Origin of the sequence: Glutamicibacter sp. NPDC087831 (genome assembly GCF_044742845.1) — a bacterium.
GTDB lineage: Bacteria > Actinomycetota > Actinomycetes > Actinomycetales > Micrococcaceae > Glutamicibacter.
Window position 1 is genome coordinate 555,061 of the sequence record NZ_JBIUVH010000001.1, and the last position, 16,791, is coordinate 571,851.

General features: G+C 60.3%; 14 protein-coding genes. 12 read left to right on the forward strand and 2 right to left on the reverse strand.

From position 1 onward, the window contains the following. The first annotated feature begins 1 nt into the window (after position 1). From ACIOJF_RS02695 to nrdR, 9 genes are all read left to right on the forward strand, one after another. Positions 2–724, forward strand: coding sequence for a polyphenol oxidase family protein (locus tag ACIOJF_RS02695; RefSeq protein WP_105661482.1), 723 nt, complete (start codon positions 2–4; stop codon positions 722–724). 125 nt (positions 725–849) lie between these two features. Further along, positions 850–1,401, forward strand: a complete 552-nt coding sequence (locus ACIOJF_RS02700) for a cell division protein SepF (protein WP_105656795.1) — start codon at positions 850–852, stop codon at positions 1,399–1,401. Positions 1,402–1,424: 23 nt separating this feature from the next. Further along, on the forward strand, positions 1,425–1,721 hold the full coding sequence (locus ACIOJF_RS02705) for a YggT family protein (RefSeq protein WP_105656794.1): 297 nt from the start codon (positions 1,425–1,427) through the stop codon (positions 1,719–1,721). Positions 1,722–1,951: 230 nt separating this feature from the next. Further along, on the forward strand, positions 1,952–2,701 hold the full coding sequence (locus ACIOJF_RS02710) for a DivIVA domain-containing protein (RefSeq protein WP_105656793.1): 750 nt from the start codon (positions 1,952–1,954) through the stop codon (positions 2,699–2,701). 97 nt (positions 2,702–2,798) lie between these two features. Continuing rightward, positions 2,799–3,380 carry a signal peptidase II gene (lspA, locus tag ACIOJF_RS02715; protein ID WP_332485981.1) on the forward strand — a complete coding sequence of 194 codons (582 nt, stop codon included), beginning with the start codon at positions 2,799–2,801 and terminating at the stop codon, positions 3,378–3,380. After that, positions 3,377–4,321, forward strand: a complete 945-nt coding sequence (locus ACIOJF_RS02720; RefSeq protein ID WP_105656791.1) for an RluA family pseudouridine synthase — start codon at positions 3,377–3,379, stop codon at positions 4,319–4,321. Before lspA ends, ACIOJF_RS02720 begins: the two co-directional genes overlap by 4 nt. Before the next feature lie 106 nt (positions 4,322–4,427). Beyond that, the gene (dnaE, locus tag ACIOJF_RS02725; RefSeq protein ID WP_105656790.1) at positions 4,428–7,991 is read left to right on the forward strand and encodes a DNA polymerase III subunit alpha; all 3,564 of its coding nucleotides are present in this window, start codon (positions 4,428–4,430) and stop codon (positions 7,989–7,991) included. Positions 7,992–8,068: 77 nt separating this feature from the next. Beyond that, positions 8,069–9,421 carry a histidinol dehydrogenase gene (hisD, locus tag ACIOJF_RS02730; protein WP_105656789.1) on the forward strand — a complete coding sequence of 451 codons (1,353 nt, stop codon included), beginning with the start codon at positions 8,069–8,071 and terminating at the stop codon, positions 9,419–9,421. 84 nt (positions 9,422–9,505) lie between these two features. Further along, the gene (gene nrdR / locus ACIOJF_RS02735) at positions 9,506–9,994 is read left to right on the forward strand and encodes a transcriptional regulator NrdR (protein ID WP_105656788.1); all 489 of its coding nucleotides are present in this window, start codon (positions 9,506–9,508) and stop codon (positions 9,992–9,994) included. Between the two features lie 82 nt (positions 9,995–10,076). On the opposite strand, the gene map is transcribed toward nrdR, so the two are convergent. Beyond that, positions 10,077–10,952 (reverse strand): type I methionyl aminopeptidase, encoded by an 876-nt coding sequence (gene map, locus ACIOJF_RS02740; protein WP_402741158.1) that lies wholly within the window; start codon positions 10,950–10,952, stop codon positions 10,077–10,079. Between the two features lie 133 nt (positions 10,953–11,085). Between map and ACIOJF_RS02745 the strand changes: the two genes are divergently transcribed. Then, complete coding sequence (locus tag ACIOJF_RS02745; protein ID WP_105656786.1) at positions 11,086–11,280, forward strand: hypothetical protein; 195 nt, start codon at positions 11,086–11,088, stop codon at positions 11,278–11,280. A gap of 110 nt (positions 11,281–11,390) precedes the next feature. Here ACIOJF_RS02745 and panB read toward each other — a convergent pair whose 3' ends face one another. Continuing rightward, positions 11,391–12,227: a 3-methyl-2-oxobutanoate hydroxymethyltransferase gene (panB, locus tag ACIOJF_RS02750; RefSeq protein ID WP_402741159.1), complete on the reverse strand. Its 837-nt coding sequence runs from the start codon at positions 12,225–12,227 to the stop codon at positions 11,391–11,393. Positions 12,228–12,363: 136 nt separating this feature from the next. On the opposite strand from panB, the gene glnA reads away from it, so the two are divergent. Then, the gene (gene glnA, locus ACIOJF_RS02755) at positions 12,364–13,704 is read left to right on the forward strand and encodes a type I glutamate--ammonia ligase (protein WP_105656784.1); all 1,341 of its coding nucleotides are present in this window, start codon (positions 12,364–12,366) and stop codon (positions 13,702–13,704) included. 52 nt (positions 13,705–13,756) lie between these two features. Continuing rightward, the gene (locus ACIOJF_RS02760) at positions 13,757–16,783 is read left to right on the forward strand and encodes a bifunctional [glutamine synthetase] adenylyltransferase/[glutamine synthetase]-adenylyl-L-tyrosine phosphorylase (RefSeq protein WP_402741160.1); all 3,027 of its coding nucleotides are present in this window, start codon (positions 13,757–13,759) and stop codon (positions 16,781–16,783) included. Positions 16,784–16,791 lie beyond the last annotated feature (8 nt).

The following is a 16,791-nucleotide window of genomic DNA, read 5'->3' on the forward strand; positions in this document are numbered from 1 at the left end:
AGTGCTACATTTCGCGTCGAACCTCGATCCGAGCATCCAACTGGCATTCACATCGCAGGCTGAGGGAAACCTCGCCCTGCACGTGAATGACGATCCCCGCCTTGTGGCGGAGAATCGAGCCAAATTGGAGGACTTGATCGGGGTTCGACGCTTCTCGCTTAACTTCATGAACCAGGTGCACTCCGCCGATGTATATGAGGTCACGCCGGTGCGGCGCACCTCGTGGCTAGAGCCGGCAGCGCCAACCTGCGATGGATTGCTGGACCCAACTGGCACCCAGCCCCTGGCAGTGATGGTCGCCGACTGCCTTCCGGTGCTCTTTGTCGGAAGAAACACGCGCGATGGGCAAACCCTGAGTGCCGCAACCCACGCCGGCCGGCGCGGGCTGCTCGACGGGATCCTGGCAAAAACGGTCGAGGGCCTGAAGGCTCATGGTGCCGACACAGTGGAAGCCGTGATCGGCCCTTCGATCTGCGGCCGATGCTATGAAGTTCCAGAAAGCATGGCCCAGGAATCCGAAGAGTTGCGCACCGGGATTCGCACCACGACTCGCTGGGGGACCCATGGGCTGGACCTTCCGGCCTCAGCCGAACAAGAACTGCGCGGCCTCGGGGTGGACGTGCGGCAATCCGGTGTCTGCACCTTGGAAGACGAAAGTTACTATTCCTACCGGCGTTCAAGCCGTGCAGGACGACTTGCCGGACTCATCTGGACCGCCGCGTAGGCGTGCGCGACACACCGCCAAGAATTGATCGAATGAACGATGCCTGCATTATTTTGTGCGGTAGCGTCGAAGTAGCGGAAGCGTGCAATGGGGTTGCATGCATGGGATAAACGAGGAGAAACATCGTGGCTGACGGACTGCGTAAGGCAATGGTATATCTCGGCTTGGCGGACGCCGTCGAGCAGGAAGAGACCCAGACACAACACGCTGAGCCCAAAACCCAGGTTCGGGTAGTCGAGGACACAGCTCCAAAGCGACCTGCCGAAGCCCCACGCCCACAGCCTGTTGCAAGGCAGGCTGCGCCGCAAACACAAGCTAGAGAACCAGAGACGGAATACCGTGCTCCGGTCACCCCTATTAAGCGTGCCCCTTCAGTACGGGATGAGGATTCCGAATTGCGTCAGATTACTACCGTCCACCCTCGTTCTTATAACGATGCCAAGATCATCGGTGAGAACTTCCGTGACGGCATCCCGGTGATTATGAATGTCACCGACATGGGTGAAACCGATGCCAAGCGCCTCGTCGACTTCTCGGCCGGTCTTGTTTTCGCCCTGCACGGCTCCATTGAGCGAGTCACGAACAAGGTCTTCTTGCTCTCACCAGCGACCGTTGAGGTCCTCGGTGAAGATCGCAAGCAGTCCGAAGCGCAAGCAACCTTCTTTAATCAGAGCTAAGACACCAGGAGCACAAGCACAAAATGGTGTTCGGGATCATCTATCTCGCCTTAGCCATCCTCCAGATTCTGCTCTTAATGAGAATTGTGTTGGATGTAACGGAAAGCTTTGCTCGCCACTGGCGACCCAAAGGCATCGCATTGATTGTCGCAAGTGCAATCGTGTCGATTACCGATCCTCCGCTGCGCTGGTTGCGCCGGAAGATCAAACCCCTGGATCTCGGCGGAATCCGTCTTGACCTGTCCTTTCTTGTGTTGTTCATCGTCGTAATCATTCTTAAAGCGGTGGTAGCCAACCTGGGTCTCAGGACAGGGATCTGATTAGGGCATTTCCGTGCTTCACGGGGATTGTCCTGAGCAGTCAAAAGCTGTAGATTCAAAGAATAAGAGACTCGCGCGTAAGCTCGATTTCGTAATAATTGTCCAAATCGTTATATCCTTTAGGAAATGGTGCTCCGACTTCACCGGTCGCGACACTGACAAAAACGGTAAGTGTTTCGCAAGGCAAGACAATGGTCGTGCGGAAATGATCCCAGTATTGAGGTGACCCAATGGCTCTGACGCCAGAAGACGTAGTCAATAAGCGGTTTCAGCCGACCAAGTTCCGTGAAGGCTACGACCAAGACGAGGTAGATGACTTCCTCGACGAAATCGTTGTGGAGCTGCGTCGCCTAACCGGTGAGAACGAGGCTCTGCGCAGCCGCCTTGCCGAACTTGGCGAAGATGCGGGTTCGGTATCGAAGGAGCAGGCTGTTCCTGCACCTGTTTCGGCCGCTCCAGTTACTCCTGCTGCTCCAGCTGCTAAGCCAGCTGAAGAGAAGAAGGCAGAAGCTAAGCCTGCAGAGCCAGCGAAGGCAGAAACCCCAGCTGCCAAGCCAGCTGAGGAAAAGAAGGCAGAAGCTAAGCCAGCTGCCGCTGAGAAGGCACCTGCAGCTCCGGCCGCAGCAGCAGCGCCAGCTGCAACTCCTCGCTCCGAATCCGCAGAGTCGGCAGCCAACGTGCTGTCCATGGCTCAGCGTCTGCACGACGAGTACGTCGCTGCCGGTGTCGAGCAGCGCGACAAGATCATCTCCGAAGCGAAGACCGAAGCTAACACCTTGGTCACCACCGCTGAAGAGAAGAGCCGCAAGACCTTGTCGGCCTTGGAGCAGCAGAAGTCGGTTCTGGAGCGCAAGCTCGAGCAGTTGCGTGGCTTCGAACGCGATTACCGTGCTCGCCTGAAGACCTACATCGAAGGACAGCTGCGTGACCTTGAGTCCCAGGGTTCGATCGATGCTGGTGCGGCAGGCAAGACCAGCTAGTCGCTGACAGTTCATAACTTGATCTAGCTATCAAGTAAGATCAACGGTGGTGAACGGATACATTCCGATCACCACCGTTGACGTTTAAGAGGAAATAATGGGTACCACTGTGGACGCAGTTCAATCCGGAAACGCGGGCGCGAAGGCGAAGAAATACGTTGGCCTTGGCCTCGTGATCGCTCTGATCGCGCTGGTACTGGACCAAACCGTCAAAATTGCCGTTGAACAGAACATGCGGCTTGGCCAATCGATTGAAGTGATTCCCGGATTCTTCAACATCCACTACATCCTGAACCCTGGTGCCGCCTTCTCCATCGGCGAAGACTTCACCATAGTCTTCGCGATCCTGCAATCGGCAGTCGCGGTCTACGTCATTTACCTGTTTTTCCGCAAGGTGCTGTCCAGAAGCTGGGCCATAGCCCTGGGCTGCCTGCTCGGCGGTGTCCTGGGCAATGTCGTGGACCGGCTGTTCCGTGAACCGGGCTTCGGATTCGGCCATGTGGTAGACATGTTTTCCGTCACCCACTTCGCTATCTTCAACGTCGCCGACTCGTTCATCGTCTGTTCCATGATCGCGGTGGCGTACATGCTCATCCGCGGGCGCAACCTCGATGGCAGCATTGGCGATCCTCCAAAGAAAGACAAGTCCAACAAGGACGAAGCAGAACCAAACGCATGATCTCGAACGAAACCACCATTCACGAACTGCTGGTTGACCCAGCCGATGCCGGCGCACGCCTTGACGCCTATATCTCCCGGTCCCTGCAGATCCCGCGCACCTTGGCTTCGAGCCTTTGCAAGGATTCGCAGATCCAGGTCAACGGACGAACCATTGCCAAATCTCTGAAGATCAAGGCGGGGGACCAGCTGGTAGTCACCATCCCGCCGCAGGCAGACCCATTAGAAATTAAGGTTGAGAAAGTGGAAGAGCTGAAGATTATCGCGGACGACGATGACTATGTGGTCATCGACAAGCCCGTGGGTGTCGCAGCCCATCCATCCCCGGGGTGGGTGGGCCCGACAGTTGTCGGCGCACTCATGGCCGAGGGCTACAACATCACCACTTCCGGTGCCGCCGAACGCCAAGGCATAGTGCACCGCTTGGACGTGGGCACCAGCGGCCTGATGGTCGTGGCGAAAACCGAACGCGCCTACACCGAACTGAAGCGCGCCTTCAAGGAACGCACCCCCAAGAAGATCTACCATGCGGTGGTGCAGGGCCTGCCTGACCCGCTGGAAGGCACCATCGACGCGCCGATCGGGCGCCACCCGGGCCACGACTGGAAGTTCGCTGTCCTGGATGGCGGGCGGGACTCGGTCACCCACTACAAGGTGATCGAGGCCTTCGGCCGCGCCTCGCTGGTCGAGGTGCAACTGGAAACCGGGCGCACCCACCAGATCCGCGTCCACTTCTCAGCCTTCGGGCACCCTTGTGCCGGAGACCAGACCTACGGAGCGGATCCCAAGCTGGGTGCCGCTCTGGGCCTGACCCGGCAGTGGCTGCATGCAAAACGTCTTGGATTCTCCCATCCGGTCTCCGGCCAGTGGATGGAATACGAAAGCGAATATCCTGCGGATCTGGCAGGCGCCGTCGAGCTGCTGCGCGAAGGCGGATACTGAGTTCCAAGGTGCTGTTGGCCACTGGCCGGCAGCACCTTGTGTCGTGCTAGCCACAGCACCGCGCCGGGGTGGGCCCAAGTCCGGGTTTGATCGCTAGACTGGTTGGGTGAGTGCTACACGTGACGGATTTGTCCATCTTCATACCCACACCGAATACTCCATGCTGGACGGTGCGGCGCGCCTAGGCGAACTCTTCGCCGAAGCTAACCGGCAGGGCATGGAAGCCATGGCGATTACCGACCATGGCTACCTGTTCGGTGCCTTCGATTTCTGGCGCCAAGCCACCGGAGCTGGCGTTAAGCCGATCATCGGCGTAGAAGCCTATGTCACCCCGGGCACCGCGCGCGACGACAAGACCCGCGTGAAATGGCGTACCGACGAATCGCAAAAGGGCGATGACGTTTCCGGTGGCGGCCTGTACAACCACATGACCCTGCTCTCGTACAACAACAAGGGCATGGACAACCTTTTCAAGGGTTCGTCCCGCGCCTCGCTGGACTCCGTGTTCGGCAAATACCCGCGCTGGGACCGCGAGCTGCTCAACGAGCACCACGAAGGCCTCATTGCCACGACCGGCTGCCCTTCGGGTGAAGTCCAGACCAAGCTTCGCCTGGGCCAGTACGATGCGGCGAAGGCGGCCGCGGCTGAACTGCAGGATTTATTCGGCAAGGAAAACTACTTCTGCGAGATCATGGACCACGGTCTGGAGATCGAACGCCGCATCACCAAGGACCTGCTGCGCCTGGCCAAGGAACTGGGCATTCCGCTGGTGGCTACCAACGACCTGCACTACACCCATGAATCCGATGCCAAGGCCCACGAGGCGCTGCTGGCCATCAACTCCGGCTCCACGCTCGACGAGCCCACCTATGACCAGGGCGGCAGCCGCTTCGCTTTTTCCGGCACCGGCTACTACCTGAAATCGGCGCGCGAAATGCGCGATTTGTTCAAGGAATTTCCTGAAGCCTGCGACAACACCCTGGCGATCGCCGACCGGGTCGAGGTCTCCTTCGACACGAACGCCAACTACATGCCGAAATTCCCTTGCCCGCCGGGGGAGGACGAAACCAGCTGGCTGATCAAGGAAGTCGACAAGGGACTGCACTACCGCTACCCGAACGGCATCCCAGAAGCTTCGCGCAAGCAGGCAGACTACGAGCTGGACGTCATCATCAAGATGGGCTTCCCGGGATACTTCCTGGTGGTGGCCGACTTCATCAACTGGTCCAAGGACCACGGCATCCGTGTTGGCCCGGGGCGTGGTTCGGGTGCAGGCTCCATGGTCGCCTACGCCATGCGGATCACGGACCTCGATCCGCTGGTGCACGGCCTGATCTTCGAGCGTTTCCTGAACCCGGAACGTGTTTCCATGCCCGACTTCGATGTCGACTTCGATGATCGCCGCCGTTCCGAGGTCATCAAGTACGTGACCGAGAAGTACGGTGATGAGCGCGTATCGATGATCGTGACCTACGGTTCAATCAAGACCAAGCAGGCGCTGAAGGACTCATCGCGCGTGCTCGGCTACCCGTTCAGCATGGGCGAGACCCTGACCAAGGCGCTGCCGCCGGCGGTGATGGCCAAGGACATCCCGCTGAACGACATCGAGAACCCGCAATCCAAGCGCTATTCGGAGGCGGGGGACTTCCGCAACCTGGTGGCCAATGACCCGGAGGCGGCCCGCGTCTTCGAGACGGCCAAGGGCCTGGAAGGCCTGAAGCGCCAGTGGGGCGTGCACGCCGCCGGCGTGATCATGAGCTCGGACCCGATCATCGACGTCATCCCCATCATGCGGCGCATCCAGGATGGACAGGTCATTACCCAGTTCGACTACCCGACCTGTGAAGGCCTGGGGCTGATCAAGATGGACTTCCTGGGGTTGCGCAACCTCACGATCATTTCCGATGCCCTGGAGAACATCGAGTACAACACCGGCACCAAAATCGACCTCGAGACCCTGAGTATCGAGGACCCCGAGGCCTACAACCTGCTGGCCCGCGGCGACACCCTGGGCGTGTTCCAGCTCGATGGCGGTCCCATGCGCTCGCTGCTGAAGATGATGCGCCCCGATAACTTCGAAGACATCTCCGCAGTGATCGCGCTGTACCGTCCGGGCCCGATGGGCGCCAACTCCCACACCAACTACGCCCTGCGCAAGACCGGGTTGCAGGAAGTCACCCCAATCCACCCGGAGCTCGCTGAACCGCTGGCAGAGATCCTCGGCGGCACCTACGGCCTGATCGTGTATCAGGAGCAGGTTATGGCTATTGCGCAGAAGCTGGCCGGCTACTCGCTGGGCCAGGCCGATATCTTGCGCCGTGCCATGGGCAAGAAGAAGAAGTCGGAACTGGATAAGCAGTTCGCCGGCTTCAAGCAGGGCATGAACGACAACGGCTACTCGGACGCCGCCGTGCAGACCCTGTGGGACATCTTGCTGCCATTCTCCGACTACGCGTTCAACAAGGCCCACTCGGCCGCGTACGGCGTGGTCTCCTACTGGACCGCCTACCTCAAGGCGCACTACCCGGCCGAATACATGGCCGCGCTGCTGACCTCGGTGGGCGATGACAAGGACAAGCTGGCACTGTACCTGAACGAATGCCGCCACATCGGCATCACCGTACTGCCGCCGGATGTCAACGAATCGGCGTTGAACTTCACCCCAGTTGGCAAGGATATCCGCTTCGGCATGGGCGCCATCCGCAACGTCGGCACCAATGCGGTGGCCGGCATGGTCGAGGCCCGCACGGAGAAGGGCAACTACAACGACTTCAACGATTTCCTGGGCAAGGTCCCGGCCGTGGTCTGCAACAAGCGAACCATTGAATCGCTGATCAAGGCCGGTGCCTTCGACTCCATGAAGCATCCACGCCGGGCGCTGGTGGCCATCCACGAAGAAGCCGTGGATTCGGTGATCCAGGTCAAGCGCAACGAGGCGGCCAACCAGTTCGACCTGTTCAGCGCCCTGGGCGCGGATGAGTCCTCGGAGTCGATGCACGTGGCGATCCCCGACATGCCCGATTGGGACAAGAAGGAAAAACTGGCCTACGAGCGCGACATGCTCGGCCTGTACGTTTCCGACCACCCGCTGCAGGGACTGGGCTCGGCCCTGGACCAGTACGCTGACATGCCGGTCACGCACGTGCTCTCGGATGACGGCCCGCAGGATGGCCACATCATTTCCATCGCCGGCATGATTTCCGGTCTGCAGCGGCGCATCGCCAAGAAGAGCGGCAACCCGTATGCGCGCTGCGAGATCGAAGACCTCTCCGGTTCGATGGAGGTCATGTTCTTCGGTCAGGCCTACCAGCCGATCGCCGAGATCCTGGCCGATGACCTGATCGTGGTCATCAAGGGGCGCGTGCAGCGCCGCGATGACGGCTCCATCACCCTGAACGCGCAGGAAATGATGATCCCGGAAATTTCCGAGGATGCCAACGGGGGACCGGTAGTCATCGGCATTCCGACACACAAGGCCACCGAGACCCTGGTGCAGAAGCTGGGCGATGTGCTGCGCACCCACAGCGGCAACACCGAGGTGCGGGTGAAGCTCACCGGCAGCCGCGGCACCTCGCTGCTGCGCCTGGGCATGAACTTCAGGGTGAACCCCAATCCTGCCCTGTTCGGCGATTTGAAGGTGCTGCTGGGCCCTCACTGCCTGGACGTATAGGGAAACGGATCACGGCTTGGATGACCGGGGAAGGTAACTAATGAACCTTCCCCGGTCATCGGCGTTAAACTAGGTAGGTGAGCACTATTCCAGAAACCGAATTCTCAGCACTCGCCACCCTTGATTGGCGCAACGAATCCCTGGGCTACGCACAGCTGAAAGCCAAGCTGCCGCGCCCGGAGATGAACTCCCAGACCGCAGCCGAAACCGTGCAGCAGATCATCGATGATGTCCGCGCCCATGGCATGGAAACACTCAAGGACCTGGCCCAGCGCTTTGACCACGTTGAGCTGGAGCATACCCGTGTGCCGCAGCACGAGCTGGACCGCGCCCTGGAAGAACTGGACCCGCAGGTCCGCCTGGCGTTGGAAGAATCCATTGACCGCGCCCGCGTATTCGCCAAGGCCCAGCGCCCGGACGACGCCGAAGTCCGCTACGCTACCGGGGCAACTGTCACCCAGCGCTGGGTCCCGGTGCGCCGCGTCGGCCTGTACGTGCCAGGTGGCCTGGCCGTCTACCCGTCCTCGGTCATCATGAACGCCGTACCTGCCCAGGCAGCCGGCGTCAGCTCGCTAGCCCTGGCCAGCCCGCCGCAGAAGGAATTCGCCGGACTGCCGCACCCCACCATCTTGGCTGCCGCCAAGCTGCTGGGCATCGACGAGGTGCACGCCATGGGCGGTGCCCAGGCTGTTGCCGCGTTCGCCTACGGGGTGGACATGCCGAACGATGAGCGTGGCGGGATCGAACCGGTTGACGTGATCTCCGGTCCAGGCAACGTGTTCGTGGCAACCGCCAAGCGCTTGGTCAAGGGCGTGGTAGGCATTGACGCTGAAGCTGGTCCTACGGAAATCGCGATTCTTGCCGACAAGGGAGCTAACCCGGGCTTCGTCGCTGCCGATATGATTTCGCAGGCAGAACACGATGCCAACGCCGCGGCCGTGCTGATTACCGATTCACCTGAACTAGCTGCTGGCGTGCGCAAGGAACTCATGGTGCAGGTTGCCGCCACCAAGCACTCCGCCCGTGTGACAGAGGCACTGTCAGGATCCCAATCGGCCGTCATCTTGGTCAAGGACCTGGAGCAGGGGATCGAGGTGTGCAACGCCTACGCCGCCGAGCACCTGGAAATCATGGTGGCCGAGGCGGAATCCACCGCGGCCCGCATCACCGCCGCTGGCGCAGTGTTTGTCGGCGCCTATGCCCCGGTTTCGCTGGGCGACTACTGCGCAGGATCCAACCACGTGCTGCCGACCAGTGGCACCGCGCTGCACGCGTCGGGGCTGAACGTGAACACCTTCTTGAAAGCCATCCAGGTGATCAACTACGACAAGGCAGCGCTGGGCGAAGTGGCCGCTCACGTGATTAATCTTGCCAATGCCGAGGACCTGCCAGCCCATGGTGACGCGGTCGCGGTGCGAAACGCGCAATAGACGCTAAACTGTTAGGTGACATGAGTTGATTCTTGCCACCATGGGTGAACCGAGAATGCTTCTTAGGCTACAGATGGAGGTGCCGTGAACTGCCCGTATTGCCGCAATGCGGATTCCCGAGTGGTCGATAGTCGAGTTGCCGACGACGGCGTCTCGATCCGCCGCCGACGCCAGTGCACGGCTTGTTCGCGCCGTTTCACCACCACCGAGACTGCCAGCCTCAACGTGCTCAAGCAGTCCGGTGCCGTAGAACCGTTCTCGCGCAACAAGGTCATTAATGGTGTCCGCAAGGCCTGCCAGGGCCGCCCGGTCACCGATCACGATCTTGCCGTCCTGGCCCAGGAAGTCGAAGAGGCGGTCCGGACCTCCGGGGCTGCTGAAATCCCGGCCCACCAGGTGGGCTTGGCCATCTTGGAGCCATTGTCGCGCCTCGACGAGGTCGCTTACCTGCGCTTTGCCAGTGTCTACCACAACTTCCAGTCGCTGACTGATTTCGAGACCGCCATTGCCCGGCTGCGCGATCGCCGTGGCAAGGTTCCGCAGGGAAACCAGCGTCCGCTCTCGGCTGACTAGCAGTTTTCGCATAGAGCAAACGCCAGTGCCCCAGACCTTTCGAGGTCGAGGGCACTGGCGTTTGGCGTAGGCGTCGCAGCGGCTATGGCAGGGTGAGAATTTCCGCGCCATCATCGGTGACCAGCAGGGTGTGCTCGAACTGCGCGGTGCGCTTCTTGTCCTTGGTGGTCACGGTCCAGTCGTCTTCCCACATGTCCCATTCGACGGTGCCCAAGGTGAGCATCGGCTCGATGGTGAAAACCATGCCCGGCTCGATGGGAGTGTTGTAGGCCGGCGCCGCATCGTAGTGCGGGATGATCAAGCCGGAATGGAAGGCCTCGCCGACGCCGTGGCCGGTGAAGTCGCGGACCACGCCGTAGCCGAACCGCTTGGCGTAGGTTTCAATGCTTCGGCCGATCACATTGATCTCACGCCCTGGCATCACGGCCTTGATGGCGCGCTTCAGCGAGTTTTCGGTGCGCTCGACCAGCAGGCTCGATTCTTCATCCACGTCACCGACCAGGAAGGTGGCGTTGTTATCTCCGTGAACGCCACCGATGAAGGCGGTGATATCGATATTGATGATGTCGCCATCTTGCAACACGGTGGTGTCCGGGATGCCGTGGCAGATGACCTCGTTCAACGAGGAGCACAGCGACTTGGGGAATCCGCGGTAGCCCAAGGTTGACGGGTAGGCGTTGTGATCCATGAGGAATTCGTGGCCAAGCCGATCGAGCTGGTCGGTGGTGGCTCCCGGCTGGCAAGCCTTGCCAACTTCCTGCAGTGCCTGAGCGGCAATCCTTGAAGCTATGCGAATGCGTTCGATGACTTCTGGGCTTTTGATTTCCGAAGCCGTGTTGCTGGCAGGTTCCTTCTTGCCAACGTATTCGGGGCGTTCAATGTGTTTCGGTACCGGAAGTTCCGGGGAGACCGTGCCGGCGGTGAGATTTCCAAGGGGTGCAGTTGAAGCAATAGCCATGCTTTTATTCTAGCTTCACGTATCTGCCGCTTCGCTAGGAGATAGCCGATAGAACAGGTGGTGTTGCACCTATTTTCCGCCGGTTGGGATACCGTGGAAGAAGCAGCAAGAATCGAGAATAGAGGAGTTTTCCATGAGCTCAGTTGGCACCCCGGGCGAGGGGCAGTACTGGTACAACGTCTCGACCAAGACCGTGGAGAATGGCCCGCAGTCTGATTGGTCGCAGTTGCTTGGCCCATATGACACGGTTGCTGAAGCCGAAGCGGCAATGGCGAAGGTCCAGGCACGCAATGAGGCGTGGGACGACGCAGAGGAAGACGACGAGTAGAAGTCAAGGGCACCGAGCCAGGCCGGTGCGGCGAATGGCAAAGCGGTGCGCTGCCACGATGGATGACATCGAGGCAGCGCACCGCTTTGCGATATGGCGTGAGCCGGCTTCTATTCCTTGAACTCGTACTCTGCCGAGGGGAAGGTGCCGGAAACCACGTCCTGGTGGTACTCGCGCACCGCGTTGCCGACAACCTCACGCAGATCAGCGTACTTCTTCACGAAGCGCGGGGTGCGGGCCCCGCCAAGACCCAGCATGTCCTGCCAAACCAGGACCTGTCCGGTGGTGGAATTGCCAGCGCCGATGCCGATGGTCGGCACCTTCAGCGCGGCATCGATTTTGGCAGCGACCGGGCTTGGCACCATTTCCATCAGGATGCAGAAGGCGCCTGCATCCTGCAATTGCACAGCGTCGTGCTTCATCTGCTCTACTGCGTCGCCACGGCCCTGCACACGGTACCCGCCCAATGCATGCTCGGACTGCGGAGTGAATCCGATGTGCCCGATAACGGGAACTCCGGCAAGGACCATGGCGCGGACATGCTCGGCGTATTGCGCGGTGCCCTCCATCTTGACCGCGTGGGCATGGCCCTCCTTCATCAGGCGCACCGCAGTGGCAACGGCCTGGGCAGGGGACTGCTCGTAGCTGCCAAACGGGAGGTCGGCAACGACCATGGCGCGTTTGGCCCCGTTGGCGACAGCTTTGGTGAACATGATCATTTCGTCGAGGGTAATCGGCAGCGTGGACTCGTAGCCGAGTACGGTATTGGCAGCGGAGTCGCCAACCAGCAGCATCTCGATCCCGGCCGAATCGAAAATCTCTGCCATCATTACGTCATAAGCAGTTAACATCGCGAATTTTTCGCCATTGTCCTTGGCCTGCTGCAAATGATGAAGTCGGATACGGGACGGGACTTTTTCAGGGTTCCCTAGGTATGGTTGTGGCATGAATCGACTTTATCGCACTTGGACAGGGCGATGCTGATCGTTGGGACGGTTCTGAACCGATATAGTGTTGCCACAGGTCAATTTTCTTACCGGTTGTGATCAGCGCCGGATATCAGAATCCCAAAGGTGGTGGAAAATGGATCGTCAGCAGGAATTTGTACTGCGCACCATTGAAGAACGCGACGTTCGATTTGTGCGAATGTGGTTTACTGACGTCGTTGGTTCGCTCAAGTCGGTGGCGTTGGCTCCTGCTGAAGTTGAAGATGCTTTCGAAGAAGGTCTGGGATTCGATGGTTCCTCCATTGATGGACTGTCCCGGATCTCCGAGTCTGACATGTTGCTTCAGCCAGATCCTGCCACCTTCCAGATCCTGCCGTGGCGCGGCGAAGTCGAACCGACCTCCCGCATGTTCTGCGACATCCTGACCCCTGAGGGCCAGCCGTCCAATGCAGATCCGCGCCAGGTGCTCAAGCGCCAGCTGGCCGAAGCATCGAATATGGGTTTCACTTGCTACACCCACCCGGAGATCGAATTCTATTTGCTGGAGAACGATCAACTGGATGCCAATGGCCGTCCCCAGCCGATCGACAACGGTGGCTACTTCGACCACGTGCCAGATGGCGTGGGGCAGGACTTCCGCCGTGCTTCCGTGACCACGCTGGAAGCGCTGGGCATTTCGGTGGAGTTCTCCCACCACGAAACAGGTCCAGGCCAGAACGAAATCGATCTGCGCTACGCAGATGCCTTGCAGACCGCCGATAACATCATGACCTTCCGTACCGTCATCAAGGAGATGGCGATGCAGAAAGGCATCCACGCAACCTTCATGCCCAAGCCATTTGCCGACCATCCGGGCAGCGGCATGCATACCCACTTCTCCTTGTTCGAAGGTGACGCTAACGCGTTCTTCGAAGCTGGCCGCGAATACCAGCTCTCCGATGTGGCCCGGTCCTTCATCGCCGGCATCTTGCACCATGCGCCGGAAATGACCGCCATCACCAACCAGTACGTGAACTCGTACAAGCGGTTGTGGGGTGGAGGCGAGGCGCCGAGCCACCGTTCGTGGGGGCACAACAACCGCTCGGCACTGGTCCGCGTGCCGCTGTACAAGCCAGGCAAGGGACAGTCCGCCCGCGTGGAATACCGCGGTATCGACTCGGCAGCCAATCCGTACCTGGCCTACGCAGTATTGCTGGGCGCTGGGCTGAAGGGCATCCGCGAAGGCTACGAGCTGGAAGAGCCAACCGAGGATGATGTCTGGAGCCTGTCCACGGCAGAACGCCGCGCCTCGGGCCACGTTCCGCTGCCTGGCAGCCTGCACGACGCATTGCGCGCCATGGAAGAGTCGGAACTGATGGCCGAGATCCTCGGCGAGCAGGTATTCAACTCGTTCCTGTCGAACAAGCGCACCGAATGGGAAGAGTACCGTCAGGTCATTACCCCCTACGAACTGAACAAGTATTTGGGAATCCTCTAGAGACTTCGCCGCGTGAAGCTGCGCGGCGAAATGCGGGAGAACACGAGACACCATGCCGGAAGTACCCTCGCGAGCATTGCTCAACGCTGGCTTCAGCGACATCGAAAGGGCCAAGAAATTCCTTCAGGCCGAGGAACTGTCCCGGATTGATCCCAGCCTGATCGTGAGCAAGATGGCGCATGCGCCAGATCCGGACCAGGCACTGCTGCTGGCCCTGCGGTTGGTAGATCGGCACCCGGAAGTCATCGATATCTTCCTGGAGCCCGATAGCTGCCAAGGGCTCGTCAGGCTTCTGGGCAGCTCTTCTGCGCTCGGGGAGTTCCTCATGCGTTGTCCCGAGGCGCTGGAGATCGTCCGCCACGCCCCACCCGGTGAATTCGTCCCCGTGCCCGCGGAACAGCTGGTCGAGGACTTGCTGGCATCGATCGAGGCCAAGCAATCAGACGGCGGGCACTGGGTCTCTTCCCATACCGGTGCTGAAGCGCGACAGCGCTTGCGCACCGCCTACCGCAAGGCCTTGCTCTCGCTGGCCCACCGGGACTTGGGTTCCACCCAGCCGCAGCGCATTCTGCCCCTGGTCGCCGCCGAACTGGCCGACATGGCTGGTGCCGCGTTGGAGGGGGCATTGGCCATTGCCCGGGCCGAAGCCGCCGAACAATATGATGCTGGCGACGTTGATCGGGTTAAGATCACCATCATTGGCATGGGCAAGTGCGGTGCACGTGAACTGAACTATATTTCGGACGTCGATGTCATTTACGTCCACGATTCCATGCCGGGAATCGATGACGACCTGGCCGCCGCGATCGCGACGGTGATCTGCGGGAACACGGCACGTGCACTGATGGTCCCTGGCCCTGAGCCGATGCTCTGGGAAGTGGATGCGAATCTTCGCCCCGAGGGCAAGGACGGGGCCTTGACCCGTACGCTCTCATCCCATGAAGCGTATTACCGCCGGTGGGCCCATTCATGGGAATTCCAAGCCCTGCTCAAGGCCCGCGCGATTGCCGGCGACAAGGAACTGGGACGCTCTTATGAGCGGATGGTTTCGCCAATGGTTTGGTCCAGTTCCGAGCGTGAGGGCTTCGTTGAATCCGTCCAGGCCATGCGCCGACGCGTCAGCGACAACATCGACAAGCAAGATGTTGCGTGGCAAATCAAGCTGGGCCCCGGTGGACTGCGCGATGTCGAATTCACCGTCCAGCTGCTCCAACTCGTCCATGGTCGAGTCGACCCCGCCATCCAGGTGCCAACCACCACCCTGGCCATCCAAGCGATGAGCGATATCGGCTACATCGGCCGTGATGATGCGACGAATTTCGATGACTCATACCGTTTCCTGCGCTTGCTGGAGCACCGGATACAGCTCAGCCAATTGCGCCGTACCCACTTGATGCCCCTGGCAGAAAGCGCCCAGCGCGTGCTTGCACGATCGATCCGTGGTGCCGGAGACCTGCAGCTCAGCAGCCCGGAGAAGCTGATGCGCCGCTGGAATGAAACCAAGCGCATGGTGCGTTCGCTGCACGAGCGTATTTTCTACCGTCCGCTCCTGGTCAGTAGTTCCAACCTCTCGGCCGATGATGTCAAGCTCACCGCCGAATCGGCGCAAGCCCGCCTGCGCGCCCTGGGCTATCTCGACCCGAAGGCGGCGATGCGGCACATTGAAGCCCTGACCGGTGGGGTCTCGCGCAGTGCGTCATTGCAACGGCAATTGCTGCCGGTACTCCTGGACTGGTTTGCCCGCGGGGTGGACCCGGATGCTGGATTGCTGGGCTTCCGCCGGCTCAGCGAAGCGCTGGGCAAGTCCCATTGGTTCCTCGGCATGCTGCGCGATACCAACGCTGCCGCCGAACGGCTGAGCCACTTGCTCTCCAATACGCGCTTCCTGACCGACCTGCTGGCCAATGAGCCGGCGGCGGCCGCTTGGCTGGGCTCCGACGCGTCCTTGACGCCGCAGACATTCGAGAACCTGCTGCAGCAGAACACCTCGATCATCCATCGCACGAAGCAGCCAGAAGCTGCCATCCGCATGATCCGCATGGTGCGCCGCCGCGAGTTCTTGCGTGTCGCGCTTGCCGACGGCGCCGGCCTGCTGACCGTTGACGAAGTTGGCGTAGCACTCTCTAACATCGACGCCGCCATGGTTGACGGGGTGCTGACGGTCCTCTTGGCTGCTGACCAGGCCAAGCACGGGGAACATGCTGTCGTTTCGGTCATTGCCATGGGCCGCCAAGGCGGTCGGGAAATCGGCTACGGCTCTGATGCGGACGTCCTGTTCGTGCAGCGCCCGGTTCCTGGCGCCACGGCCCAAGCTGCTCAAGAACAAGCGCTTCGGGTAGTTACCGACCTGGTGTCGTGGACCGCCAAACCGTTGAAACCAGCCATTCCAGCTGAAGTGAAATTGAAAGTGGACTCGGATCTGCGCCCCGAGGGCCGCCAGGGAATGCTGGTCCGTTCTCTCGACGCCTACGCCACCTATTACCAGCGATGGGTGGAAATCTGGGAACGCCAGGCGTTGCAGCGTGCACGCCCGTTTGCCGGCGATGACCAGTTGGCTGAAGATTTCATGGAATTGATTAGGCCGGTGCGCTACGGCAAGGGACTGGACGAGTCGGAGATCCGGGATATCCGCAAGATCAAGGCCCGCGTTGAGTCCGAACGGCTCCCACGAGGTGCCGACCCCAACCGCCACCTGAAACTGGGACGAGGCTCGCTCTCGGACATTGAATGGCTGGTGCAGTTCTACCAGTTGCAATACGCCTGGAAGCACGAATCCCTGCGCACCACCTCGACGCTCCGGGCGTTGGAAGAGCTGGCGAAATTGGAGCTCATTGCGCAAGACGATAGCGAACTGCTGGCGATTGCTTGGCGGCTGGCTACGCAGATTCGCAGTGCTGAAATCATCACGTCCGGACGTTCCAGCGATGTCTTGCCGAGTTCGGCGCGCGATATGGAAGCCGTGGCTCGGTGGTGCGGCTATGAGCCGCACTTTGGCGTGGAACTCGAAGAGGACTACTTGCGTGCAACCCGGCACGCGCGTGGCATCTTTGAACTGCTGTTCTACGGCTTTGAGAACTAGGAACCGCG